The organism is Pedobacter steynii (assembly GCF_900103665.1).
GTDB classification, from domain to species: Bacteria; Bacteroidota; Bacteroidia; order Sphingobacteriales; family Sphingobacteriaceae; genus Pedobacter; species Pedobacter steynii.
Map to the genome: position 1 here is coordinate 128,556 of NZ_FNGY01000007.1, position 23,888 is coordinate 152,443.

At 40.3% G+C, this 23,888-nt stretch carries 29 protein-coding genes; 8 read left to right on the top strand and 21 right to left on the bottom strand.

Going from position 1 to position 23,888, the window contains the following annotated elements:
* Nucleotides 1–54 precede the first annotated feature (54 nt).
* A complete protein-coding gene (locus BLQ87_RS19810) occupies nt 55–576 on the top strand; it encodes a hypothetical protein (RefSeq protein ID WP_074610234.1) in 522 nt (173 codons plus the stop codon).
* Here the strand turns inward: BLQ87_RS19810 and BLQ87_RS19815 are convergent.
* Both BLQ87_RS19815 and BLQ87_RS19820 read right to left on the bottom strand, forming a co-directional pair.
* Nucleotides 565–957 (bottom strand): iron chaperone, encoded by a 393-nt coding sequence (locus BLQ87_RS19815; protein ID WP_074610236.1) that lies wholly within the window; start codon nt 955–957, stop codon nt 565–567. The genes BLQ87_RS19810 and BLQ87_RS19815 overlap by 12 nt on opposite strands.
* Before the next feature lie 47 nt (nt 958–1,004).
* Nucleotides 1,005–1,811, bottom strand: coding sequence for a hypothetical protein (locus BLQ87_RS19820; protein WP_074610238.1), 807 nt, complete (start codon nt 1,809–1,811; stop codon nt 1,005–1,007).
* Nucleotides 1,812–1,946: 135 nt separating this feature from the next.
* Here BLQ87_RS19820 and BLQ87_RS19825 point away from each other — a divergent pair, with 135 nt between their 5' ends.
* Nucleotides 1,947–2,318: a response regulator transcription factor gene (locus tag BLQ87_RS19825; RefSeq protein ID WP_074610240.1), complete on the top strand. Its 372-nt coding sequence runs from the start codon at nt 1,947–1,949 to the stop codon at nt 2,316–2,318.
* A 72-nt stretch (nt 2,319–2,390) separates the two neighbouring features.
* Here BLQ87_RS19825 and BLQ87_RS19830 read toward each other — a convergent pair whose 3' ends face one another.
* Entirely contained in the window at nt 2,391–2,765 is a 375-nt protein-coding gene (locus BLQ87_RS19830) for a hypothetical protein (RefSeq protein WP_074610242.1), read from the bottom strand.
* 61 nt (nt 2,766–2,826) lie between these two features.
* Nucleotides 2,827–3,858, bottom strand: coding sequence for a universal stress protein (locus BLQ87_RS19835; protein WP_074610244.1), 1,032 nt, complete (start codon nt 3,856–3,858; stop codon nt 2,827–2,829).
* A gap of 112 nt (nt 3,859–3,970) precedes the next feature.
* Here BLQ87_RS19835 and BLQ87_RS19840 point away from each other — a divergent pair, with 112 nt between their 5' ends.
* The gene (locus BLQ87_RS19840; protein WP_074610246.1) at nt 3,971–5,080 is read left to right on the top strand and encodes a YncE family protein; all 1,110 of its coding nucleotides are present in this window, start codon (nt 3,971–3,973) and stop codon (nt 5,078–5,080) included.
* Here the strand turns inward: BLQ87_RS19840 and BLQ87_RS19845 are convergent.
* Complete coding sequence (locus tag BLQ87_RS19845) at nt 5,077–5,673, bottom strand: DUF4142 domain-containing protein (protein ID WP_172664932.1); 597 nt, start codon at nt 5,671–5,673, stop codon at nt 5,077–5,079. The two genes, BLQ87_RS19840 and BLQ87_RS19845, sit on opposite strands and share 4 nt — an antisense overlap.
* A gap of 258 nt (nt 5,674–5,931) precedes the next feature.
* Between BLQ87_RS19845 and BLQ87_RS19850 the strand changes: the two genes are divergently transcribed.
* Together BLQ87_RS19850 and BLQ87_RS19855 are read left to right on the top strand one after the other, a co-directional pair.
* Complete coding sequence (locus BLQ87_RS19850) at nt 5,932–7,518, top strand: sensor histidine kinase (RefSeq protein WP_074610250.1); 1,587 nt, start codon at nt 5,932–5,934, stop codon at nt 7,516–7,518.
* Nucleotide 7,519: 1 nt separating this feature from the next.
* Nucleotides 7,520–8,263: a LytR/AlgR family response regulator transcription factor gene (locus BLQ87_RS19855; RefSeq protein ID WP_074610252.1), complete on the top strand. Its 744-nt coding sequence runs from the start codon at nt 7,520–7,522 to the stop codon at nt 8,261–8,263.
* A 1-nt stretch (nt 8,264) separates the two neighbouring features.
* On the opposite strand, the gene BLQ87_RS19860 is transcribed toward BLQ87_RS19855, so the two are convergent.
* From BLQ87_RS19860 to BLQ87_RS19875, 4 genes are all read right to left on the bottom strand, one after another.
* Entirely contained in the window at nt 8,265–8,450 is a 186-nt protein-coding gene (locus tag BLQ87_RS19860) for a hypothetical protein (RefSeq protein ID WP_074610253.1), read from the bottom strand.
* A 195-nt stretch (nt 8,451–8,645) separates the two neighbouring features.
* Nucleotides 8,646–9,074, bottom strand: a complete 429-nt coding sequence (locus BLQ87_RS19865) for a hypothetical protein (RefSeq protein WP_074610254.1) — start codon at nt 9,072–9,074, stop codon at nt 8,646–8,648.
* 23 nt (nt 9,075–9,097) lie between these two features.
* A complete protein-coding gene (locus BLQ87_RS19870) occupies nt 9,098–9,916 on the bottom strand; it encodes a universal stress protein (protein ID WP_172664931.1) in 819 nt (272 codons plus the stop codon).
* Between the two features lie 51 nt (nt 9,917–9,967).
* Nucleotides 9,968–10,192, bottom strand: coding sequence for a hypothetical protein (locus BLQ87_RS19875; RefSeq protein WP_074610257.1), 225 nt, complete (start codon nt 10,190–10,192; stop codon nt 9,968–9,970).
* Nucleotides 10,193–10,387: 195 nt separating this feature from the next.
* Between BLQ87_RS19875 and BLQ87_RS19880 the strand changes: the two genes are divergently transcribed.
* The 3 genes from BLQ87_RS19880 (at nt 10,388) to BLQ87_RS19890 (ending at nt 12,279) form a co-directional block, all read left to right on the top strand.
* Nucleotides 10,388–10,828 carry an Hsp20/alpha crystallin family protein gene (locus tag BLQ87_RS19880; protein WP_074610260.1) on the top strand — a complete coding sequence of 147 codons (441 nt, stop codon included), beginning with the start codon at nt 10,388–10,390 and terminating at the stop codon, nt 10,826–10,828.
* A 203-nt stretch (nt 10,829–11,031) separates the two neighbouring features.
* Nucleotides 11,032–11,817, top strand: a complete 786-nt coding sequence (locus BLQ87_RS19885) for a M57 family metalloprotease (RefSeq protein WP_074610263.1) — start codon at nt 11,032–11,034, stop codon at nt 11,815–11,817.
* A gap of 183 nt (nt 11,818–12,000) precedes the next feature.
* Complete coding sequence (locus BLQ87_RS19890) at nt 12,001–12,279, top strand: DUF3892 domain-containing protein (RefSeq protein WP_074610265.1); 279 nt, start codon at nt 12,001–12,003, stop codon at nt 12,277–12,279.
* Between the two features lie 58 nt (nt 12,280–12,337).
* On the opposite strand, the gene BLQ87_RS19895 is transcribed toward BLQ87_RS19890, so the two are convergent.
* The 12 genes from BLQ87_RS19895 to BLQ87_RS19950 all read right to left on the bottom strand — a co-directional run bounded on the left by BLQ87_RS19895 (nt 12,338) and on the right by BLQ87_RS19950 (nt 23,887).
* Nucleotides 12,338–12,886, bottom strand: coding sequence for a hypothetical protein (locus BLQ87_RS19895; RefSeq protein ID WP_074610268.1), 549 nt, complete (start codon nt 12,884–12,886; stop codon nt 12,338–12,340).
* Nucleotide 12,887: 1 nt separating this feature from the next.
* Complete coding sequence (locus BLQ87_RS19900; RefSeq protein ID WP_074610270.1) at nt 12,888–14,081, bottom strand: PilN domain-containing protein; 1,194 nt, start codon at nt 14,079–14,081, stop codon at nt 12,888–12,890.
* Nucleotide 14,082: 1 nt separating this feature from the next.
* Nucleotides 14,083–15,987, bottom strand: a complete 1,905-nt coding sequence (locus tag BLQ87_RS19905; RefSeq protein WP_245723889.1) for a type II secretion system protein GspD — start codon at nt 15,985–15,987, stop codon at nt 14,083–14,085.
* 59 nt (nt 15,988–16,046) lie between these two features.
* A complete protein-coding gene (locus BLQ87_RS19910) occupies nt 16,047–17,477 on the bottom strand; it encodes a GspE/PulE family protein (RefSeq protein ID WP_245723890.1) in 1,431 nt (476 codons plus the stop codon).
* 8 nt (nt 17,478–17,485) lie between these two features.
* Nucleotides 17,486–17,974, bottom strand: a complete 489-nt coding sequence (locus tag BLQ87_RS19915) for a hypothetical protein (protein WP_074610276.1) — start codon at nt 17,972–17,974, stop codon at nt 17,486–17,488.
* Between the two features lie 26 nt (nt 17,975–18,000).
* Nucleotides 18,001–18,420 (bottom strand): type IV pilin protein, encoded by a 420-nt coding sequence (locus tag BLQ87_RS19920; RefSeq protein ID WP_074610279.1) that lies wholly within the window; start codon nt 18,418–18,420, stop codon nt 18,001–18,003.
* Nucleotides 18,421–18,482: 62 nt separating this feature from the next.
* Nucleotides 18,483–19,181, bottom strand: coding sequence for a hypothetical protein (locus tag BLQ87_RS19925; RefSeq protein WP_074610281.1), 699 nt, complete (start codon nt 19,179–19,181; stop codon nt 18,483–18,485).
* A 1-nt stretch (nt 19,182) separates the two neighbouring features.
* A complete protein-coding gene (locus BLQ87_RS19930; RefSeq protein WP_083361968.1) occupies nt 19,183–20,247 on the bottom strand; it encodes a tail fiber protein in 1,065 nt (354 codons plus the stop codon).
* Between the two features lie 56 nt (nt 20,248–20,303).
* Nucleotides 20,304–21,341 (bottom strand): tail fiber protein, encoded by a 1,038-nt coding sequence (locus BLQ87_RS19935; protein ID WP_245723891.1) that lies wholly within the window; start codon nt 21,339–21,341, stop codon nt 20,304–20,306.
* Nucleotides 21,342–21,384: 43 nt separating this feature from the next.
* Entirely contained in the window at nt 21,385–22,272 is an 888-nt protein-coding gene (locus BLQ87_RS19940; protein ID WP_074610284.1) for a tail fiber protein, read from the bottom strand.
* Nucleotides 22,269–22,880 carry a hypothetical protein gene (locus tag BLQ87_RS19945; protein WP_245723892.1) on the bottom strand — a complete coding sequence of 204 codons (612 nt, stop codon included), beginning with the start codon at nt 22,878–22,880 and terminating at the stop codon, nt 22,269–22,271. The genes BLQ87_RS19940 and BLQ87_RS19945 overlap by 4 nt, the downstream gene beginning before the upstream one ends.
* 62 nt (nt 22,881–22,942) lie before the next feature.
* Nucleotides 22,943–23,887, bottom strand: coding sequence for a hypothetical protein (locus BLQ87_RS19950; protein ID WP_074610291.1), 945 nt, complete (start codon nt 23,885–23,887; stop codon nt 22,943–22,945).
* Nucleotide 23,888 lies beyond the last annotated feature (1 nt).

Consider the following 23,888-nt stretch of genomic DNA (forward strand, 5'->3'; position numbering starts at 1 on the left):
TCATTTTTGATTATTTAGCGCTGCTATCTTTAGGGAAAAAGCAAAAAACAACACATGAAAACACTTCTTTTTACGGCCTTTATTGCCGTTTTATTGGGCACAAAAGTTTCGGCACAACAGATCGATCCTCAAAGCAGAAAGGAACTGGAGAAGGTGGTGGAAGATTTCAGCAGCAGCATTATAGAAAAGGATAGCGTCAAATTTTACCGGTTATTCCATGAAGCTCCTGTGGTTTGGATAGGTGTCGATAAAGAGAAAAGCCATTTGCATTTCCTTAGTAAGGATAAAAACCTGAAGAACAATTTCTTCAAAGACAGTCCTGCAGGTTTTATCCGGGGAATCCTGTCAGAACAGGGAGAGGAAGAAGAAAAGTTTTACAATGTAAAAATCGAGGGTGATGAACGCATTGCTGCCATCACCTTTGATTATAGCTATTGGAGCAATAAAAAGAAACAAAACTGGGGCAAGGAAAGCTGGGCCTTGATCAGGGCAAATGGACAATGGAAAATTACAAGCGTTCTGTTTTCCGTAGAGATGGAAAACATTGCTCCGGAACCGCAGGGGCTACAGCGATGATTTATTTTTTGTTTTTTCCAGGTTCTTTTGAACAAGGTGACGCACAATCTTTTGGATCAGCGCTAAGGGTATCGGGCGGTCCAAAGGGAACTGAACGGTTCCTTTACTTGTCTTATAGGGCTCAAAGTCGGCTTTAAATTCTTCAAGTGCTGTTGGGGCGGGATACAATCCGATGTGCTTTTTAAAAGCCGCAAAATACACCAGGTTCTTTTTATTCAGGCGGAATGCCGGAATTGCATAACTGATCGTTTCTTCTGCATCCGGGACCACTTCCTTTATCGTTTCCCTGATCTGTTCTAACAATGCCTGAACTTCCGCTGAAAAACCGGCAATATATTCCGTTATACTTGCCGCATGTTTATTGCTTTTTGTATTTTCCATAGCTTAAAGCTAAAATAAAAGTACGGGATAAAAAAGCGATCTGATCTTTACCAGTCTCTGGTACTTTCGATAATTTCCAAAGCCCGTTCTTCCTCCAATCCAGCATTTACAGCAATAGCTAACAGGCATTCATATAAGTCTTCCGCTTCCATTGTGCCTATAAAACCCAGCTTTTCATCCAGCTTATTCAGTGCAACAACAGCTTTTTTCAGCGCTTTATCAAGACCTTTCGGATTGGCATTTAGCTGAAGTGCAGTGATTACTTTTTCTGCTTTCAGGATATGATCAGGCTCTACTTCCTCTTTCCAGCTGTTAAAATATAGAGGCGTTATATTTTTACGTTTCGCATTTCTCTTCTTTTCCTCTTCCAGCAACGCCCAAAGCAGCATTTGAAGAGACAAAGGCTGATGGGAAACCGTAATCTCGTCTTCGTTTTCGGTGCTTACTGCCGGAAGTACGAAGTCATAGATCAATGGCGGATTAAATGGCTCCGAAACCTTTGTATTGGCAAAAAACTGCAGTTTATACCGATCCTTATAATCATAATGCATCAGCTCGTCTGTAAAGCCGATATTGGGTTCGCTATTCCACATGCTGACATACAGCGCTGTTTTCTTCCAAAGGTAACGGGTTACATAGACTTTGCTCAGTTCCAATGCTTCAATTTCCACCGGCAGCGTTTTATACGTTTTTTCAAAAACGACCACAAAGTAGCCGAATTTATGTGCTTGATTATAGGGAGCCGGAAGATCTGTTGTAATGTGAATGACCTGCATAAAGAAAAACCTTTCGTTCAGTTCCACATAGAACAGGTCTCCTTTTTTAATGTCGCTTGCAGCGATGTCGTTTTGCATGGGCTTAACTCCTCTATTTTTTTAGGCCGGAACCTGTTAAACAAATATGGAATTTTTTCGTAAAAAAAACAGTTGGCAAAACAATCTTCATTCTTCTATCGTTATAAACCTGATTATAAAGGGAATTGGAGGATTATGAAGAACACGATTTATATTGTTGAAGACGATATTGACATTAGCTATATACTTGATTATTATTTAAGAGAAGAAGGATTCAATGTAGCTGTATTTGGAACGGTAAGAGAATTCAGAAAAGCAATAAAATCATCCGTTCCCGATTTATTTCTTTTAGATGTCATGTTACCTGACGGAGATGGGATCACCGTTTGTAATCAGGTTAAATCCGACCCTAAGACTTCCTGGCTTCCTGTCATTATGATGTCCGCTCACCTTACCGATAAGTATAATATCGGTTGTTCGGCTGAAGAGTTTATTCCCAAACCGTTCGACCTGGAAAGGCTCCTGAAGCGCATCAATTATCACCTGCACATTTCCGGGCCACATTAATGCCCGGGTAAAAAATATGAAAAAAGGCTTGTCAGAAATGACAAGCCTTTTTGTTATGATAATTAAACAGAATTATCTTTTGCAATCGGCGGTCCAGGTGGCACCGTCTTTAATCACCAGCATTTTTAAGGTGCTGGCATCAATGGTGATTCCGGTAAGACCTGAGCCAATACTCACATAAGTGTTATCGCCTTTTTTCTCGAATTTCACACCTGTGATGTCCGGAATGTTGCTTCCGAAATAAAAATTGTAGGTCTCTCCTACTTTACTCACCGTAATTTTTCCATCTGAACTGACAATGTTTGTCTCGCCTTTCTTATAAGAGACATCACCTTTGTAGGTACCTACAAAAAAGTCTTTCGTCGCCGGATCTGTGTCTTTCTTACAGGATACCATGATCGTCATCGCGATCATCAGCATACTGAACATTTGAATTGTCTTTTTCATAGTGTAATTTTTAAATGTAACATACCTATTACAAAGACAATGCCAACGAAGCCAAATCCGGTTAAATATCTGCCTTGAATAACAGCAATGGAAACCGGCTATGATAGGCCAGTTTCTTAGTCAGGCTACGATGAAACATGCTTTCGAAAAAGCCATAAACCTTTGGAACTGTAATCACCAGATCAGCCCCCTGCTGTTCAGCAAACTCCATAATTCCGGTCGCAATGTCCTCATGGTTTATGTAATGATATTCCGGTTCTTCCTTATCCCACAACTCGTGCAAATCGATCAGTTCCCCAATCGACTCCGGACTAAAACTTTCCTCATGATGGTCTACATTTAACACCAATAACTTCGCCCCTATTGTATTTACAAAGGTTTTAATCGCCAGGGCCGGGGTAGTATTGGAGACTTGCCGGAGGTCGCAGGCAAAAACCACCTTTTTAATGGTTTCAAAATTGGCTCCTGGAGGTACGATCAGAACCGGAGCGATACTTTCTTCAACCAAACGAATGGTATTACTCCCGATCAGCACTTTTTCAAGTTGATTCTTTCCCGTCGTCCCCGTAATCACCAGACCAATATCCTCCTGCGCTACCAGTGTATTTACAGCGCTAATTAATGATCTCTCATCGCTCCTTACCTCTACCTCCGTTCGTCCGGCAACGAGCCCCGACAATTCCTTCTTTAACGCGGTCATTTCAATTGTGTTGGATGGCATCACTAAAGATTCATAAGAATGGTACAAGATCATTTTGGTGGTCTGCAGCTGATGGGTCAGTTTCGCGGCATAGTCAGCAGCATTCAAAGAAGATTCAGAAAAATCCAGAAGTACCAACATCGTTTTCACCCCATAAATCTCCACTAACCGGGCATCTATGGACTGTTCCAGCGATTCAAAATCAATGTCAGAAAGGTTTCTTGAACCCCGCTGGATAATTGTCCAGTTCCCCTCAATACTACGTTTTAACCTGATCGGTTCAGGCTCCCTCGTGATCATTTCAACTTTAAACTGTTGGTGATGGTCAAAAGCGGTAACAATTGCAGCCAGATCCAGACTACCTGCTTTAAATTTCACAGAAAATGTTTCCATAATAACTCCCCTCATCTCTATTTGTTATCATATAAACAAACCGCCCGGATAAGAGTTTCCAACCTATTGCATTTTGGTAAACCTATTCTTCTGCGAAGTGTTTTACAGGTATATGTTTTATCAATTATTCATAGCATTAACCATCATCAGCGCAGGAAGTACCTATTCAGGACTAGTGCTTGAAAAAACAAAAACCTTAACCTCCTCGCTGGGCGTAAAATCTGTCCTGTTCAACCCCCAGGGAACAAAATTATATGCACTTAACCTGGAAGGTGGCAGCATTTATGAATTCAGCCAGTCAGAGAAGAAGCTGAGCAGGGAGATCGTTTTTGAACGGACCAGTGCCCGGGGACTGGATTACGGGTCCAACCGCTCCATCGCTTCTTTCGCAGAAAAACCGGTCGAAGCCTGCTTCATCAATCAAATTTTATGGGTTTCCTTACACAATGCAGGAGGCATCATTCCCATCCTTCCGGATACACCATCCCTAAACAAGACCAGGCCAAACATTGCTGATGCAAAAGCAATCGTCATTGATCTGGAAAAACAACGCAGGGACACCATAGGTTTTCCGCTGATAAAAACCGGAAAAACCCCAAAAGTGATCGCAACCACTGCAGACTACAGCCATCTGCTGGTGAGCAACTGGAGTGATAAAACCATAGCCGTATTAAAGCTGAACGATACCCTCCCTCCTTATGGAAGAATCATAGCCAGTTTAAAAATGCCCGCCACTCCCCGCGGCATTGCTATCGACAACAGCAATGATAAATCTTACGTAGCGATCATGGGAGGCAACAAAATCATGGTCATCAATAACCACACCTGGAAAGTGGAAAAAACCTTCATCGTCCCTTCAAATCCAAGACATGTTGTCACAGCTGCTCCCAACCGTTTATTTGTTTCCTTTAATTCAGGTTCTCAAATCGCCTGCATAAATGCCAGAACCGGTAAAATTCTGTTTAAGGCCAAAACCTGTTTACAACCCAGAACAATCGCGCTTTCCGAAAATCAGCAGTTTATCTTTGTCACCTGCTATAAAGGAAATACCCTGGATATATTTAAAATCAATTCCAATAGTTTCCGCAAAATCTACAGCCTCTCCTGTACAGGAAAACCCGTAGGAATAGCGATTCATGAAGATGAAGAACGGCTGGAAGCCTGGGTAGGAAACTATATGGCCGGCAACCTAAAGGTCTTTACTTTCAAAAAAAGCTACTAATTGTTCTGATCAGAAGCCCTTAATTTCAGTGCTTTTGACTGATGTTTTTCAAGCAGAGGTAAGTACCTTTTCGCAAAATTGCTGATCATGGTATCCGGACTATTGCCCGCCCCCCTGAACAGCTCAATATTTTTCCGATCGTCTTCGACGGCCATTTTAAGGTAAAGCTTTTCAAAATAACGGGTATCCATTTTTCTCATTTCGCTGAGCCGCTCTTCCTCTTTCGCTGGTAAGGCTGTGGGCAGTTTCAGGCCTTTTGCTGCTGCAATGGCATTCAGAGGACCGCGGATTTCAGCCTGATCCTTTGCCACTTCTTGTCCGAAATTACGCAAGCTGATGTTCCTTGCCTTTTCAGCGGCCAGCTTTCCCCATTCGATTTCCAAAGTAGTCATCAGTGTAGCTTTCTCTAAAAACATGGCGGTCTGAATCCCATCACCCATTGGCTCAATGCCCAAAGCATGAGCAGAATCTGCGACTACATGATCCACTCCGGTCGTGGTGTCCCCCATGGATTCCACTTTATTTGTAGGGCGACAACATTGAACAACGATAATGGCCAAAAATACGATAGCCAATAAATTATTATTTTTCATAACCATACATTTTATGTTCAGAGTGCCATGGCGAGTTCTCAAAATAAAAACAAAGTTTTCTACGGGAACGGATGTAGGCACTTCGAAAAATAAAATGTAATAACACCTGAGTTTAAAAAATGGTTTTCCTTATTGAGATAGAATTCTGTTATCGCAATCCTGTAGAAATCACGACAAATACTGCTTCAATTGTTTCATTTACTATTTTACCATTCCTAAAGCAGATCTTTAACCGCAGGTTTGAGGAAAATTAAACATATGAAAAAACTATTGGCACTCTTATTTCTTGTAACCTCCTTCCCTGTTTTTGCACAGAAACCGGTTAATCTATCGACCAGCAAAAATGGAACACCCATTTACCATTCCGCAGGCAGTGGCGCTAACGTGGGCTTGGGGCTTTCTTTCACCGTTGACAGTGCAACGACCCGGATTGACACCCATAATTCAGTACCAAATCAACCCTTTAATACCATGGTTTATCTGGAGGGCAGCAAAAAAATAAGTCTTTTCGGTTGGGTCAATAAGGACAGTGTGGATTTTTACAGATATAACGTTACTGAGAATGACAACCATCAAATTGTGGAAGACGCAAAGCCTCTAAGCACTAACGTGCACACTTACATTAATAACAAAGCACAAATAGCACTCGGAACTTGTCTTGTCGCCAATAAAAAGCTGACTATTAATCTGTATAAGATCACTGCCCGGAGTAAAATCTCTACAACGATTATTTACAATAAGGATATTGCTCCCGCGAAGATTTTTATCATCGCTTTAAATAAACAACAAAAAGGCCGTTCTTATGTGGAAATGATTACAAAGCTGGATTCCACAAAATTCAGGGCCGACAAGATCACAAAAAGCATGGCCATCGTTCTAAACCGTACGGATCTGGATTTCGTTTATACCGCTTATTTAAAAAATAAAGAAACCGGCAAGGTCTTATACCGGTCAAACAACTGGCTTTACGAATACTTCAACCCTGGATTTCCATACCTGTTTATTGATGCAGCGTATTTTAAAAAGCCAGGCGACTATGAAATTGAAATCATTCCAACACTCTCCAATGGATTTCGCTCAAAAACCTTTCCAGACAAAACAACCAGATATTCCTTTACCATTGAAGAAGAAAAAGTCGATTTCTTTTCTCTCGAAGGCCTGAGCATTTACATGGTGCTATTTGGTGTGCTTTCCGGCGCATTATCAGTCTACCTCTTAAGGGTCTATAAAAAGAAAACTGCGGAAAAGCTGGCCATACAGAAAATTAAACTGGATTCTATCCGTTCCCAGTTAAATCCACATTTTTTATTCAACGCACTTGCCGGAATCCAAAACCTGATGAACAAACAGGAGGTGGAGAATGCCAACCGCTACCTGACCAAATTTGCCCGGCTCACCAGAAATGTTTTGGAAAGCAAGGAACTCATCAGCATTGCTGAAGAAAAAATGTTACTCAATGATTACCTGCAGATGGAGCAACTCCGCTTCCATTTCAACTATCAGCTCGAAGTTTCAGAAGCTATTGATTCCGACAATATAGAAATCCCATCCATGCTTTTACAGCCCTTCGTAGAGAATGCAGTGAAACACGGAATAGCAGGAAAAGGAAATGAAGGCCATATTGAGGTCTACATCACCTTGGCAGAAAAAGACCTTATTTTAAAAGTTAAGGACAATGGAATGGGATACGATAGCAGCAGGAATTATGCCGGATTGGGATTGCAACTCAGTAAAAACCGAATATCTTTACTGAATACAATTTATAAAGAGAACCCTTTTATCCTGGATGTTCAAAGCCGGGATAATGGAACAGAAGTAACCATCACCTTAACACAGTGGCTATAAGATGCAGGCAATTATAATTGATGATGAACAAGCTAACGTAGAGAATCTTCAGTATCTGCTTAAACAATATTGCCCGGATGTTAACGTGGTTGCCAGTTCCAATGAGCTCAAAGATGCCGTTTACCGCATCAACTTACACCGTCCGAACTTGCTTTTTCTGGACATTCAGATGGGAAAAAGCACAGGCTTTGATTTGCTGAACCTCCTTTCAGAGCGTACATTTGAGATCATTTTCGTAACGGCCTTTGATAATTATGGGATCCAGGCTGTAAAATTTGCTGCCTTAGATTATTTATTGAAACCCGTTGATCCGGATGAACTGAAAATTGCTGTAGCTAAAGCAGAAATCAGGATCAAAAATAAAATTAACGCAGAACAACTGAACTTTTTACTAGGCCAGATCAAGAGCAAGGAATTAAGTCCATCCAAAATTGCCCTGCCGCAATTACACGAAATCAGGTATGTTGCTGTAAATGATATTGTCCGCTGTGAGGCGGACAATACCTATACTTTTTTCTTCCTGAATAATGGAGATCAGGTTTTAATCTCCAAACCACTTAAGGAATATTCTGATTTACTGAAGCCACATGGTTTTATCAGGACACATCAAAGCCACCTGGTAAATCCTAAATTTATAAAAAGCTGGCTTAAGGAAGATGGAGGAATGCTTTTAATGGAGGCGGGACATAAGATTCCAGTCTCGAAACCCAACCGTGAACAGGTAAAGGCTGTTTTGGGGAAATAACCTATTTTTTTGGTGTAGGGTGATCGACTGCTCTTTCCGGATGTAAAATCTTCTCACACTCCTGTATGGTAGTCCTCAGTTTTTCATTGATTTCCGCAGATTTCTTTTTGAGTTCTGCGGCATGCTCAAACAAACTTCTGTTGATTTCTGCATTTTCGTTTTCCAGTACTTTTTTTATTGCACACATGGATCCTGAATTTAAGCGTAAAACACTGAATTTCTTACAACTAAGCTAAAAAATTCCAACCACTCTACATAGAAAAACAAAACAAATCAGGTATTTATCGGCTACAATCAGGTATATATTCCCTTTCCATCAGGCCTTTCTTCGTCCACACAATTATGGCCAGCATCTTATCTTTAAGATCTGTCTGATTCATGACTACAAGATCTTCGTGGCCACGCCGACAATTGCAATCAGTACCAATACCGAAATCAATATCCAGAAAAACACCCCCATTATTGCGCTGATCACGATATCCTCTTCCCTTTCGTCGCCCGGAGTCTGAAGATCTCCGGAGCTTGCCGGCTTTTTCGGTTTACGACTTGCCGAGTGTGGAGCGCGGGGAGTTACTGCAGCCAAAATCAGCGCAAATATAAGCGCGGCAATCAAGCCCGGCGCCCAATAATATCCCCATGCAGAAGGGCCTCTTGGTGCTGCCCATTCTCCCGCAGCAAGGGCAATGAAAAACAGCAGGATAAAGAAAACCCAAAATCCGCTCCAGGGCCCCGTATTTTTAAAGGCCAGATTGAAAAAAGCCGTTAAGATCGTGGCAAAAAGCAATGCAAATAAAATTCCTATAAATTCCATATTCCGATAGGTTAATTCCGTTTTTATGTTTTGATCAGCAAAAGAGGAATGTGCGTATGGTAAACCATTTTTTTTGTCAGACTCCGGTGAAACAGCTTTTCAAAGAATCCATATTCCTTTGGAACGGCAATGATCAGATCCACCATTTGTTCTTCCGCAAATTTGGTGATACCGGTTTCCACATCTCCCTGGTGACTATAATGATAGCTTGCCTCTTCCCCAAACTGGCTTCTCAGACTGGCTTCCTCGGCCTTCGTTTCCGGGTTAAACCGATGCTCCTCATATTTGTCTACATTTAGTATCAATAATTTTGCTTTAATGGCCTCAACAAAGTTGCAGATCGTCTGATAAGGGATCGTATCGGCTACCTCTTTCAGCTCAGCGGCAAAAACAGCTTTTGAAATCCCCGCGAAGATGGCCTCTTCAGGAACGACCAGTAAAGGAAACGAACAGACCCTGGCCACTATTATGGTATTGCTGCCTATTAAAGTTTGCTCCAGCCTGCCTTTTCCTTTGATACCCATCACCACCAGGCCAATGGATTCTGTCTCTCCAAGCTCATTTACTGCAAAGTCCAGTGGCCGTTCATCAATACGGATGCTAACTGGTGTCTGTCCATTCGTTAGCAGTTCTAATTTACTTTTTAGCTCCTTTAACCTTTCTTCATTTTTTTTCCATTCATGCTCTTGTCTGATGGCATCTTGTAATGGAATATCAATCCTTGAAGGAATATAATCAGAGTAGTATAGCAGGATTTTTGAGACACTCAACTGCCGGCTGAGTGCTGCAGCATACATTGCAGCATTTAAAGCCACATCAGAAAAATCTGTGAGTATCAGCATATTTTTATTTGAGAAGTTCATCGTACTTATTCTTATTTATTGGTTTGACAATTAAACTATTCTTTGGAGGGTGAAGTATTTGGGAGGCGCATAGGCATGAATGGCAAAGTGCAGGGAAACATAAACCAGGTAGCCTGAAATAAAACCGGAGAAAAAGATCATGCCATAGCCCGGTTCTCCGGATATTACCCATGGTCGGGTCTTGGTTAGCCGCTCCAAAAAAAGATTTTTGAAAATCTTTGCCTGGCCTTTGTTATTAATCGTCTTATAATTCATATCTCTATTTTTTAGATAAAAACCATGATTTCAAAGAGAACGGGCAGCTATGCCTCGAAAAATAAAATGTAATAACACGCGAATTTTACAAATGTTTTTTTTTCTGATGTTTTTTTAAACCTATGTTTTTCAGGATTGTTTTTTTATATAGTTAGAATGGACTAACGTCTTAACAATTAAATGGAGGATTGAAAAATGACCTTAGTAAAATTTAATGAAAGAAGAAACGGAGATGTATTGAACCCAGGGTTCAATGAGGTTTTTGAATCATTTTTTAATGATTCTTTTATTTCTGACCGCATGACTTCCAGAATTCCTGCTGTCAACATCAGCGAAACCGAGGGGTATTATCATATTGAACTTGGTGCTCCCGGATTAAAAAAAGAGGATTTTAAGATTAACCTCGACCGCAATCTGCTGACGATCTCTGTGGAGCAGAAATCAGAACAAACAGAGACGAATAAAAAGTATAACCGAAGAGAATATAGTTACAGCTCTTTTGTCAGGTCTTTTTCTCTTCCTGACTCTGCAGATGATGGTAACATCGAAGCAGAATACATAGATGGCATTCTTAAAATCAATGTCGCCAAGAAGGAAGAAGCCAGAATGGCCAGCCGTCAGATTGAAATAAAATAAGGGTGATGCTTCCCTGTTTCCACCTGCTCAGGCGGAAACAGGATTTTACCCATACCTCAGGATCTGTGTCTTATGTCTCAAAACAGGGAATATCCGGCTTAGTGAATTAAATCAAATATTTTTCTAAGATTAATTCTTAATAAATATGATTTTTTTAATTAAATTAGAATAATCAATTTAATCATCCTTAACTAAATCATCCCATGAACACAAAACACTACCTCAGCAAGGTAGGCCTGTTAGGTTGCATCTTGCTACTCTCTTCAATTATCTCTTCTTGTAAAAAAGAAATGCCCGCTGCACAGCCAAAGGCAGAAGATGAAAACGCATCGTCTATTGCCTATTTTGTTAAAAAAGGCTACAAAGCGGAAGACATCGTTTTTAAAGACGGGAATTTTATCATTCAAACAGATATCGTCATCAGCCGCGAAGACGTGGAAGCCAGAATCAAAAACGAAGGCGCTTCAGGCAGCCCTCAGACGGAACATTGGAGGGGCAATTACATCATTGCGGCTCCTTACCACAAGAATGTCAGGCTTTATATTGAGCCCACAGTGACACCGGAATGGAAAACTGCCGTTCAGGGTGCCATTGCAAACTGGAACAATATGCCTGGCCAGGGTACAACCATCGAGCTCGGCATGTCGATAACTACTTCGACTACGGCCTACGATACCCGGGTATTTATGGGCTACGAGAATGCCAACTGGATTGCACGTGCTTATTTGCCAGCATCGAGTGGCAAACCAGGCGTAAGTGTCGAGATCAACAGCAAGTATAATACCATGAGTGCCAGTCAGAAACTCTTTGCCATCACACATGAACTTGGTCATACCATTGGTTTTATGCACACCAATCAGACCTCGGGTGTATTCATTCCAGGCACTGCTACTGTAGATGCCAATTCTGTGATGAATTCTTTTGTATTGCCATGGGCCGGGTTTACTGCCGGTGATGCATTGGCGACAAAAAAATTGTATCCAAAATAAGACTGACATCAACTGCGTTCTTATTTTGAAAACAACGGGCCCATCGATAAAATATCGATGGGCCCGTTGTTGATACATGACATGGTAATTTAAAATTTTTGGCGGTTACGGGTACCCGTAACTTATGGCGCTGTCGAATTGACAATTTGCAGGCCATATATTCATCTATTTAAATAAGTTATTATGGCAAGTTATCAAGTCTTCTGCATCACTAAACCTAACGCAAACAGTTCTCATGAACACATTACTCATATTGGGTATCATGATGACAGGACAAAAGTAATTATCCCTGTTAAAGCAGCAATCAGGCGCATTGATGCAAATCCATCAGAATTTTATGTTCAGGTTGAAAAAGAAAAGGTTTTTGTGACTGTTGTAAGGATAGATGATCGTGATCCTTATATAAAGACGATTCCCGACAGCACAAAAAGGGACAATCTGTTGAGTTTAGAGCAGTGCTAAAACAAGCTAAACACTAAAGTCCGGATAACCGGACTTTAGTGTTTAGCTGCAGAGTTAGTTAATTAACAGATTTAGGAGTAGAAAGTCCTTTAAAATCTAGTCTCAACACATTTTTACCGGCCTGCTCATTCAATAAATCCGGCTTGGGAGCATTAAATTGTAATGCAGAAATCTTTCCTATTTTAGAAGATCTTTCCAGTGTATCAATCAGCTTTACCAGCTGTACAAAATTTCCATAAAATTTCAAAGACTGCGCCTTGCCTAACGTAGTACTATCCGTTTCCGTGGAGATTTTAGTTGCGGAATACTCGATGCCCACATTCTGTCTCGCAGCTATTTCTGATCCACGCATCCATAGCAAATCATTCCAATCTTCTCCAACCAGATATCCTTTTAAAATCCGATCGAGTGCTTCCAGTTTTCGCTGAACATAAACCGGATTAAACGAGATGTCGTTTTTTTGAGCAGACTCCGCATTCAGTTTCCGATGAAGCATGATGGCATCAAAAGTCTTACTGAAAGCCAGAAACCAGCTTAGCAAAAGGCCAATTCCCAACAAAGGTAACAACAGCTTATTTTTCTGGATATAATTTAGTTTAGGCAACATATTAATAGCTTAAGAATAATGTAAAAACCTGGGCTCCTTTTTGATCGTCAGCCATATATTTTTCCAGCTTCACTTCCTTCACCCATTGCTTTTCCTTTAAGGTATAAATCCAGTCATTTACGGCATAAACGCTGCTGGTCTGACCTTTGATTCTCATGCTTCCATTATCAAGCTGAGGTGCTTTCAAAAGCCCGCTGCCAGTTCCGTACAGGGAATTGATCTGCATCTCCTCCAGCTTAATTTCTTTTGGTAAGGTCTGACCCAGCTGATCACAGAGATAGGCATAGGAATATCCCTTATTCCAACCTAATTTCTGTACCATGCCTTCTTTTACCTTCACATCTTCTTCCATTTTTTGGCGATTCTCAAAAACGTAAGATTTCTGACCAGCCTTGCTCATCAGCTCCTGGTTGTCCGAATTATAATAATTAAACACCAAAAAATTAAGCATCAATAAGACAAAAAAGAACAGGAGTATCAGCATTCCATGTTTCTTAAACTTTAGCTTCGCGGCGTAATCAACCAAATTTTGTTTGATTTCAGCGGACAGGACTTCAATCAGGTTTAGCTGCTCATGGAGTGTAAACTGAAAGGCGGAGGCATAAGCTAAAAGATATTTTTCCGGTATACTTTCTATGTCAATCTTTAGTGGGAATGCAGCGTGCTCACCTGCACTAAATGAATACTCCTGCCAGTTCTTATCTCCATCAAAAGTAATATGGTGTCCATCGAATTTTAATTGCGCTCCATAGGAGTTAATTTGGGGGACTACCTGATCGACTACAAAAGGGCCGAGACTCAGCAGGACTATATCTACAGACTTTAATTTAAAGGCAGAGATCATCGCATTTACAATCTCTTTTCTTATAACAGCGATGAATGAACAAGTACCTGTAGGAAAATGCTGAACATAAAACTCCGATAGCTTCATTTGAGGAAAAAGATGCTGAAGCCCCTGTTCTGTCACTTGTTCTAACCTTGCTGTTTTTTTGACCAACAATCCTTTTCCAGTAATCGTAAGCGCTAACGGGCCCGAAAAGTCATTTTTTAAAACTTCTTCCAGGCTTCCTGAATATTCCTTCTTTGATTCAATCTGGATGAGTTTTTTTGACAAAGAAAGCTCAACCAGCCGCATGGAACAGGTCCCATCAGACTTGAAATGTATCTCCGCAGCATTACTCAAAAAGGACCCCATATTAATAAATGATCGTTGGCTTAATAAAGACAATGGTCACTACTTTGCTATCAGACTTACTTCTGCTACTAAATAACCATTTCAAAACTGGTATTCTTGATAAAAATGGAACTCCCTCTCCTCCCTCACTTTTTTCTGTCCGTTCAAGGCCTCCCAATACGATCATTTCTTCATTTTTCATCCTGATAATGGATTCAAATTTACTTGTAGAGGTCGGTGGTGGCGCATCATCAGGAGGATTACCAATAAAATCAGAGATATCGACATTAATTTTTAAAGTCACCTGATCATCACCTGAAACAGTGGGCTGGATTTTGATTTCCAGATTCGCATCCACCGCTGTAAACTGTTGTGTGATTAAAGTCTGACTGGTTAAAGATGGGATTACATTTTGTGTTTTTGTGCTGTAATACCTTTTACTTCCAATACTCAGATTTGCACTATGTCCATTTAAAGTAGATAACTTAGGAACAGAGCGGATTTCTACATTATTATTATTCTCCAGTGCACTTAGTTTGACGTAAAAATTAGGTGTAACCCTTCCCAGATTAATAGAGTTATTCCTCCCGAGCATGGATAAAAAACTATTGATGGATTTAGAACCAAAAGTATAATTCAGCCCGGGAAACACGGTTCCACCGGTTTTTACAGAATCGGAAACTCCGGCAGAAATCCCCGTTTTAATACTTTTTCCTTTCCGGACATCTATCAGCGTAACTTCAATTAATATCATTGGAACCAGCTTATCCAACTTTTTAATATAGGATTCTATTTCTGCAATCTGTGGAGAAGACCCGGATAAAAGAATCGTATTCTGTTCCCTGAATTCCTTGATTTCCACACCTCTCCTCCATTCCGTTGGAATCATATTCTGAATTGTATCGATCGAGCGGTTTTGTAGCTGAACCAGCTTATGGGACCGCAATCCTTCAATTTTCCGGTCGCCAACCAGGTAAATCCCATTTTCTACTCTGTAGGTATACTCTGTTCCCTGGAAAATGGAAGTCAGCAAGTTATCAAAGCTAATGTCGTTCACTCTCGAAGTAATATTTCCTTTGAGGTCTGAATATAGAAAATAATTAGAATTGTTCTCCTGAGCAGCATTCTTTACCAGATCCAATATCGGAACATTTACGGCGTCGATGCTGATCAGTTTCCTCCCCCCTTCAGCAGTTCTGCTTTGGATTCTGAAATTCCCGGGTGCAGAATTTCCACCAACATTAAGCGGTTTGAGATTTCTTCTGACCGAAGTATTCTTCTCACTATTGATAAATAATTCTTCGCCCTCAGCCAGGGATTCAAAAACGTAGACATTGTCATTGGTCTTCACAACCTTGAGATCATTTGCAAACGCCATTTTCTCCAATGCGGTTTCAAAAGGAGCATCAGAGAGGAAAGCGGTAACTTTTTTCGACAACAATGTACTTGGAACCACTACATTTTTCTGAGATAACATCGTGATTTTACGTGCTACGAGTGCGAGTGTATCATTATTCAATTCCAGCGTCAATGTATTGTTCTGACCATTATAACTGGCTTTAATCTCTTTTACAGGAATTACAGGTCTTGGCTGCGGAATCTTGGTCACCGACATGATTGATCCGACAAGATTGATGTCCAAAGCATGCTCTTTACTTAGAAAGATCAGCACATTCAATGCGGTTTCGTTGGTAAAATTATTATAAATCTTGAAATCCAGGTTTGGATCAATATTAATATTCAGATTGTTCGCCTGCGCCAATGCACGCAAAAACTCCTGAACAGAAACATTAGACACATTCATTTGTACCTTTTGGTTGAGGCCGGGAACAGTGATGGCCAGACTCCTCAATCGATTTTCTATCAGTCGCTCCCTTTCCGAGGCAGCGGTACCTTGCGCATTTACAATATTAACTTGTAACGACAAGGATAAGATACAAACAATTGTAAATATAAACCGGGGGATATTAATTTTGAGCGTCTTCATTAGCTTGTAAAAAGTAGCGGATAGATTTCTTCAATAGTAGTGTCACCGGAGGCAAAAAGGGCGAAAGCATTTTCACCCAACGTTTTAATTCCCCTGGCCTCCAGCAAAGGGTTAATATACATATTCCCTTGTTTAATCTCAACAGTTAACTCCTGGTCAAGCGGGATTACTTCGTAAACAGCTTTCCTTCCACTATATCCGGTGTAGTAACAATGCTCACAGCCTTTGGCAATATAATGCGTACTCACCAAAGCATAAGGTTTAAATTGTTTGGGATAGGAAGAAGAGTCAAAAGGAACCTTTTCCTTACATTTTTTACACAACAGACGCAATAGCCTTTGTGCCACAGAAGTATTCAGCGTGTTGGCGACCAAAAAAGAAGGGATTCCCATATCCATCAATCGGGATACTGTTCCCCAGGCGGAGTTCGTGTGCACAGTTGAAAGCACCAAGTGGCCTGTTAACGCAGCCCTGATGGCCATATTAGCCGTTTCAGGATCCCGAATCTCCCCTACCATGATCACATCAGGATCCTGACGAAGGAAAGTTCTTAAAGCGGAGGCAAAAGTAAGTCCGATGCTTTCCTTTAATTGTACCTGATTAATTCCCTGAAGCGTATACTCAATAGGATCTTCAATCGTTAATATATTTCTGGTTTCTTTATTCAGGTATTTCAGTGTAGCATATAAGGTCGTGGTCTTTCCTGATCCGGTAGGTCCGCTAATCAGGATAATTCCATTTGGTCTTTTTACGCCTTGCAGGTAATTTGCGAGATCAAAATCAGAAAAGCCAACATGATTCAGATCAATATTTGCGGCATTATTATTCAATAAACGCAGTACGACCTTCTCCCCATGTAATGTAGGTAAAACAGAAACCCTGATGTCGAATTGTTCTTCGCCATTTCTAAAATTTATCCTGCCATCCTGGGGGAGCCTCTTTTCTGCAATGTCCAGGTTAGACATGATTTTTATTTTGTTGATTAAGGCAGGATACTCCGTCTTTTTAAGTACGTAACGCTCCACCATCATTCCATCTATACGGATCCGGACCCTGCAACGCTCTTCATAAATTTCTATGTGAATATCACTGCTTTTCAGGTTCCGGGCCTCCCGGATTAAATCATTCAAAAAGCCATCACCTTCAATCGCGGTTACGGTCTTTTGAAATTGGTGTTGTCCGTTCTCCTTAAGGTAATGTTTATGAAGCAAAACGCTAATGATTTCGGCAGGCTGCTGTTCCAGAACAATGTTTTTACCAAGCAAAATTTCCAGTTCATCTGAAAGTGAGGTCATTTCTGCCCCCTCATCACAAAGCAGTACCATTCCATCGGGATTATTCTCTTTTGGAAGAATGCGATAATGCCAGGCCTGTTCTTTACTTACCGAATGGATAAATACAGGATCGAATTCTTGATTTTGTAAATTCATTTCTTCCATCAACTCATTAAAATATAAATCCAGCGGTCGCTATACAGGGCAAATGTGCTCAGCAAATGATCCGTCATCATTAACAAGGCCAGCAAGGCTGCCTGTAAACCAGCCAAAGGAATATGTTTATTCTCTTTCTGAAAAGAACTGGTGCATAAAGCATAAATAAGAACCAGGATCAGACTACTAATATAAAACAGCACATAATTTCCGGGGGAAAGGTAAAACGTGATTGCGATTAAAAACAGGATATCTCCCCAACCCAGATAATCATTGGTAATGTTTACCATCCCCTTGTTCTTCACAGAAAAATAAATCCATAAAAAAAACAATTGAATCAGCAGAAATAGCAAGCCATAACCAGCTTCTGTAAGCCCATCTATAAATCCTGTCAGGCTAAATTTCAAACCGAACAACAAAATTGCAAGAATAGGGAAACAAATCCAGTAAACAGCCCTGTAACGCATATCCTGATAAAAAACAAAAGCAAGACACATCAGGATTATGATTTGTAAAAAGATCATTAATCGGCCACCACTTCTTTCAGATTCTTATCCTGATCAATTTCCCAAACGTTAAACGTACCATCGCCATCAAAATCTGTAACGGCTGTTGCACGTGCAAGAAAAGCATTGTTTGTTGCAGTTACTACTTCTATTTTATAGTTTGCTCTTCCATCTTTGCCATCGGTCGTCAGTTTTTCCTGTATGAAACCAATTTCGGTAAGGTCTGCACTATATTTAGATTTTTCATAGAAATAGCTCTTCTCCAGTGTTGCCACATGTTCCAGTTGAACCTTTGCTTCTGTACTTTTAGCTTTCGTGATTAATGGAAGTAAATTTGGTAAAGCCAACAATACCAGGATCCCTATGATCACCAGTACCACTAATATTTCTGTAAGTGTATAAGCTTTTACTTTTCTTTTAAGGAGTTGTCTATTCATAAGCAACGATAATTTCGACTAAAATAACGCATTTTTTGCATAATCATAGGATATTAAAAAAATCAAATGGAATTTGGTTTCTCCTCCAGTTTACTCATTCGCTTTTCCAGTTTTTGAATTTGCTTATCTTTCTCGATCAGGTGTAAGGTTAACTCCTCTATTTTCTGTAAAAGTTTCCTGTTCATCTCTCCTAAATCTACTCCATTCTTCTCTACTTCCTTTGCAGCGGGCATATTTGGCAAATGACTGTTCAGTTTAATAAATGAATCAAGTTCAGTCAATGTCATTAAGGGATAATCCTTTTTGAATACATAATCAGGCCAGTTCCCCATTTCTACTTTTATTTCCTGTGCCCGGATTTTACCTTTAACAGAAAGCATTTCTGTAGGACTCGCCGTACCTATACCATAAAACCCTTGCTCATTACTGACCAACAAGTTGCGCCAACCTTCCCAGCTTGGAGAATTTCCGGACCTGAAAAAGATCCGTCCATCATTAGAAAATGCGAGTTCGTGTGCCTTCCCTCCGGAATTGTCAGCCAACCAACCTCTGAGACCTAAAATTGTATAATATTGATTTGAGGCAGTAGGTTCAAGACCAATTTTCCCTCCTTCTTTGAAATGGGACTCAACAGAACTGGAATATGAACTCGGACTTGTATTTTCAGATCGGGTATCCTGAACAATTAACTTAGTGGTTTGCCCACTTACACAAAATACCGAGCTTAAGATTAAAGCCAATAGAATTACCGAACCTTTCATTTTATTTTATTTTTTGTTTTTTCAATTTTGCATTCTCTTTTTCCAAAAGACTAACCTTTTTATCGAGATTAATCAGATGTAACGTTACCTCTTCCAGCTTCTCCAGAAGTTTTCTATTGGTTTCGCCTAATGAAACACCATCAGATTCCATTTTCTTTGCTGGCGCCATTGACGGCAAATGTTTGTTCAGCTTAATGTACTTTTCAAGATCAGGTAGGGACAATAGCTTATAATCGTCTTCAAATACATAATCGGGCCAGATGCCCCCTTCTACTTTAATCTCCTGTGCATGAATTTTACCTTTCACAGCCAACTCATAGTCGCCTGGAACCGATGTTTTAATCCCCACCTTACCCGGAAAATAAGCCAGATCTCCTGAAGCTCCCTGCAGACCTAGTAAGGAAGCAATTGTTGGTTCGTTTCCATTGACAAGGTCAACCCTTGGCGCATAGAAAAACTGCCTGTCATTCACATTCGGATCGTAGAACAAATAAGTCCGATGATTGGTATTCACAGCCCCCGGTATGAATTTAAAATCTGTAGCAGTTCCCACTTTGGCTCCTGTAGTACCATCATAAACTCCACCATAGTTAACCAGAGACTCATCATTACTGGCATGAATGTACCCTATTAACAAGTACCATTTATTTATCTCGGGAAGTTTTCTGGCCAGGAAATATGGATTATCATTATTTGATCCATCTAAATTTCGCACATTCTGGCAACCAAAATAAGTGGTTCCATCCAGAGAATTTGTTTTTTTAATCCAAACTGTAAAACGATACATATTGGTATGACTTATTGGAAAAAATTCAACGTTCCAGCCCCCATCAGGGTCAACATTTCCGTCAGGAATGGCTTTCCATAACACTGCGCGCTGACCATCAGGTCCCTCCCCCCATTCTCTGATGTTCTCGGTTGACAGACCATTTCCGTTGAACACACCGGAACTTCCGGATCCGGTTACCCACCCCTGAAGATCAAGCATATTTTGGGCCTGTAAATCGGGTTGATAAATCACCGATATAAGAAAAGAGAGCGTGATAATTTTAAAATAACACTTCATTTTAAACTGATTTTGATTGAGTAATATAGTTTATGAATATTCGGGATTTGCACTGCTCATTTACGTTTCTTCAATTGGTCTATTTCCTTTTGCTGACGGATTAAATGCAAGGTCAGCTCCTCGATCTTTTGCAGTAGCTTCGTATTCATATCTCCAATGTTAATCCCATTTGCTTTTACTTCAGCAGCAGCAGGAACACCAGGTAAATGACCATTTTCTCTAATGAATTTTTCTGTTTCGGATAAAACCGGGAGCTCATAAGATTTAGCAAAAACATAATCCGGCCATATGCCTCCTTCTACTTTTATTTCCTGTGCCCGGATTTTCCCTTTAACAGCCAGCTCATAATCACCCGGAACCGAGGTTTTAATTCCCACTTTACCCGGAAAATAAGCCATATCTCCTGAAACGCCCTGCAGGCCTAGCAGGGAAGCAATTGTTGGTTCGTTTCCATTGACAAGGTCAACCCTTGGTGCATAGAAAAACTGCCTGTCATTCACATTCGGATCGTAAAACAAATAAGTCCGATGATTGGTGTTCACAGCCCCCGGTTTGAATTTAAAATCTGTAGCAGTTCCCACTTTGGCTCCTGTAGTACCATCGTAAACTCCGCCGTAGTTAACCAGAGATTCATCATTACTGGCATGAATGTACCCTATTAATAAATACCATTTATTTATTTCAGGAAGTTTTCTTTCCAGGAAATATGCGTTATCATTATTTGATCCATCTAAATATCGCACATTCTGGCAACCAAAATAAGTGGTTCCATCTAGAGAATTTGTTTTTTTAATCCAAACTGCGAACCGGTACATATTGGCATTGCTGATTGCAAAAAAAAGAGAATTCCAGCCCCCATCACCATCAACATTCCCATCAGGGCTTGCCTTCCATAATATCGTACGTTCCCCTCTTGGCCCCTCTCCCCATTCTCTTGAATTTTCTGAGTCCAGACCATTTGCAGTAAATATGCCGGAACTTCCAGTTCCTATTGTCCATCCCTGAAGGTCAAGCAGGTTCTGCGCATGGACCTCCGGAAAATAAACCAAACCGGTAATAAAAGTAATAATGAGGGCTTTGAAATATGGTTTCATTTTAAATAGTTACAATTTTTTAGATGAATTTATAATTCACATTTTATCCTTTTTTGTTCAACAACTCTGTCAGCACTTTAATCTTTTCATCCTGCTGTTTTAGTCGTTCCATGTTTTGTTTTTCCTGATTTTTTAACTTTTGCTCATTTTCATTGTTTCTCTTATTCAATTCAATTAGATGCAAAGTCAGTTCTTCTATCTTTTGCAATAGCTTAATTTGAAAATCGCCAACTTCCAGACCAGAAGTCTTCATTTCATTAGCTGATGGGATACCTGGGAGATGGTTCTTTATTTTCACAAAACACTCAACACTATCCAGTTGCAACAACTTATAATCCTCATTAAACACAAAATCAGCACCTGCAGCTACAGATATTTTTAATTCTTTTGCGTGTATATTTCCAGCAACCGTAAGTTTCGCGTCTGGCGTTGAAGTACCAATCCCAACATTTCCACCCATAGCTACAAACGTTCCGTCTGTCTTCATTCCAAAGTACTTCGAAGTCCAGGTTCCATCAACACCAAACATGTTATTGAAACCGCCTTGAGAATACAATACCGAAGAATTTGAAAATGGAGAATTCGAATTGGTGATAACTGTTGTTGCCACCCTAGCCTCACCACCTACATCTAATTTGTAAATAGGATTAAGTATACCAATACCAACATTGTTTGTAAACCTTACGTTTCCAACATCCGCATTGATGACCAGATTTTCTCCGTCATGTTGCATATATCCCACTCTTGATGAATTTCCAGCATTTTTGAAAGACAAATAGGAATTGCCCAGTAGTGCCAGGCCTTCGTTTCCCGTGTTGATAGATATTCTGTTAGAAGTTGTACTTCCATTGTCCGTTACACTCTGCAGTGTTTGTGCATCCGTCTTAAAAGCCAAAACCGTTAAGACAAAAATTAAAATTGTACTTCTCATTTACGTTTCTTCAATTGGTCTATTTCCTTTTGCTGACGGATCAGATGCAAGGTCAGTTCCTCTATCTTTTGCAGTAGCTTCGCATTCATTTCTCCAACGTCAATCCCATTGGCTTTTACCTCAGAAGCAGTAGGAACACCAGGTAAATGACCATTCTCATTAATAAATTTCTCTGTTTCGGATAAAGCTGGTAGTGTGTAAGATTTAGCAAACACATAATCCGGCCAGGCGGTACTCAACTGTACTTTGATCGATTCAGCGATCATATTGCCTGCAACAGCTAGTTTATATCCTTTGGTATCTTCGGTACCGATGCCCACCTTACCATCAATTTCTAACAACACTCTGCTCCATGGCGTACTTGGGCTATTATTAGTTTTTCTGAAAAATAGTTGCTGGTTAAAAAAACTACCAGCAAACTGCATCGCATAGTTATTGGTTGTATTACTATGCCTCACATCCAACAAATGCCACCAACTCGAGGCACCAGCAGGAAAGTTTACGGGAGCAATTGCTTCAAAAAAACCCGAAACCGCTCCGGCATTTCCCTGAAGTCCTGCATCGTCTCTATGTTGCGCAACAAGACTTAATGGCAATAGTGTTGCCATTAAAATAATTTTAAACGAATTTTTCATATTTAAGAGCATAAAATAATTGGACAAGAAAACGCTTACTCTGGTTTCGATTTCGAATAATGTTCTTCCAGTTTTTTAATACGGATCTCCTGATCCTGGTTTTGTTTTTCTTTCTGAATTAAATGTAAAGTGAGTTCTTCAATCTTCTGTAAAAGCTTAGCATTCATCTCTCCCAGATCAATTCCATTTGCTTTCACCTCTGAAGCTGAAGGAATTCCCGGCAGATGGCCGTTTTCCTTAATAAACCTTTCCGTATCCGAAAGATCCGAAAGCTGATAAGATTTCGCAAAAACATAATCTGGCCAGGCTGGAAGTATTTGCACTTTGACCGATTCTGCGATAATGCCACCTTTCACTGCCAGCTTATATCCGTTCGTATCTTGCGTTCCTATGCCAACGCTAGCCCCAAAAAAATTAAATGTCCCGCCGGAAAAATATGCAGCGTTACTATGAGATATTCCCTGTGAATTCACATAACTATCGATACTTGTTTTAAAAGTATGGTTAATAGAAGTTGAATTGCTTACATTCATTTCTACATAAGTGATCGGATTTGCCACACCATCATACACCAGGGGACTAACCTCATAATTACTATTATAATAATAAGTTGCATTTCCTTTAAGCCAGATGATAATTCTCTTGTAATTATTTACGGCAGTCACATCTTTCCAACCTGCGATAAACGAGGTATATCCTTGCCTGATGTCTGCATTGATAAAACTTGCCTGATGCCCGCCGCTGCTGGTATGAAACGTAAACTTTGACATTAAGGAACCCAGCCATGCCACATCCGTATGAACATTTGATCTTCCGAGAAACAACTCCGTTGGAACATTACTATCCCAACCACCATCAGTAAAAATTACCGGATAGAATTTCGTTCCCTCCCCATTGACCTTAAAACTTCCGGTAAGGGCCCTACCGTAGGATATCAGCGAAAAGAAGCTGATAAAAATGATTGCACTAAGAGTTTTCATA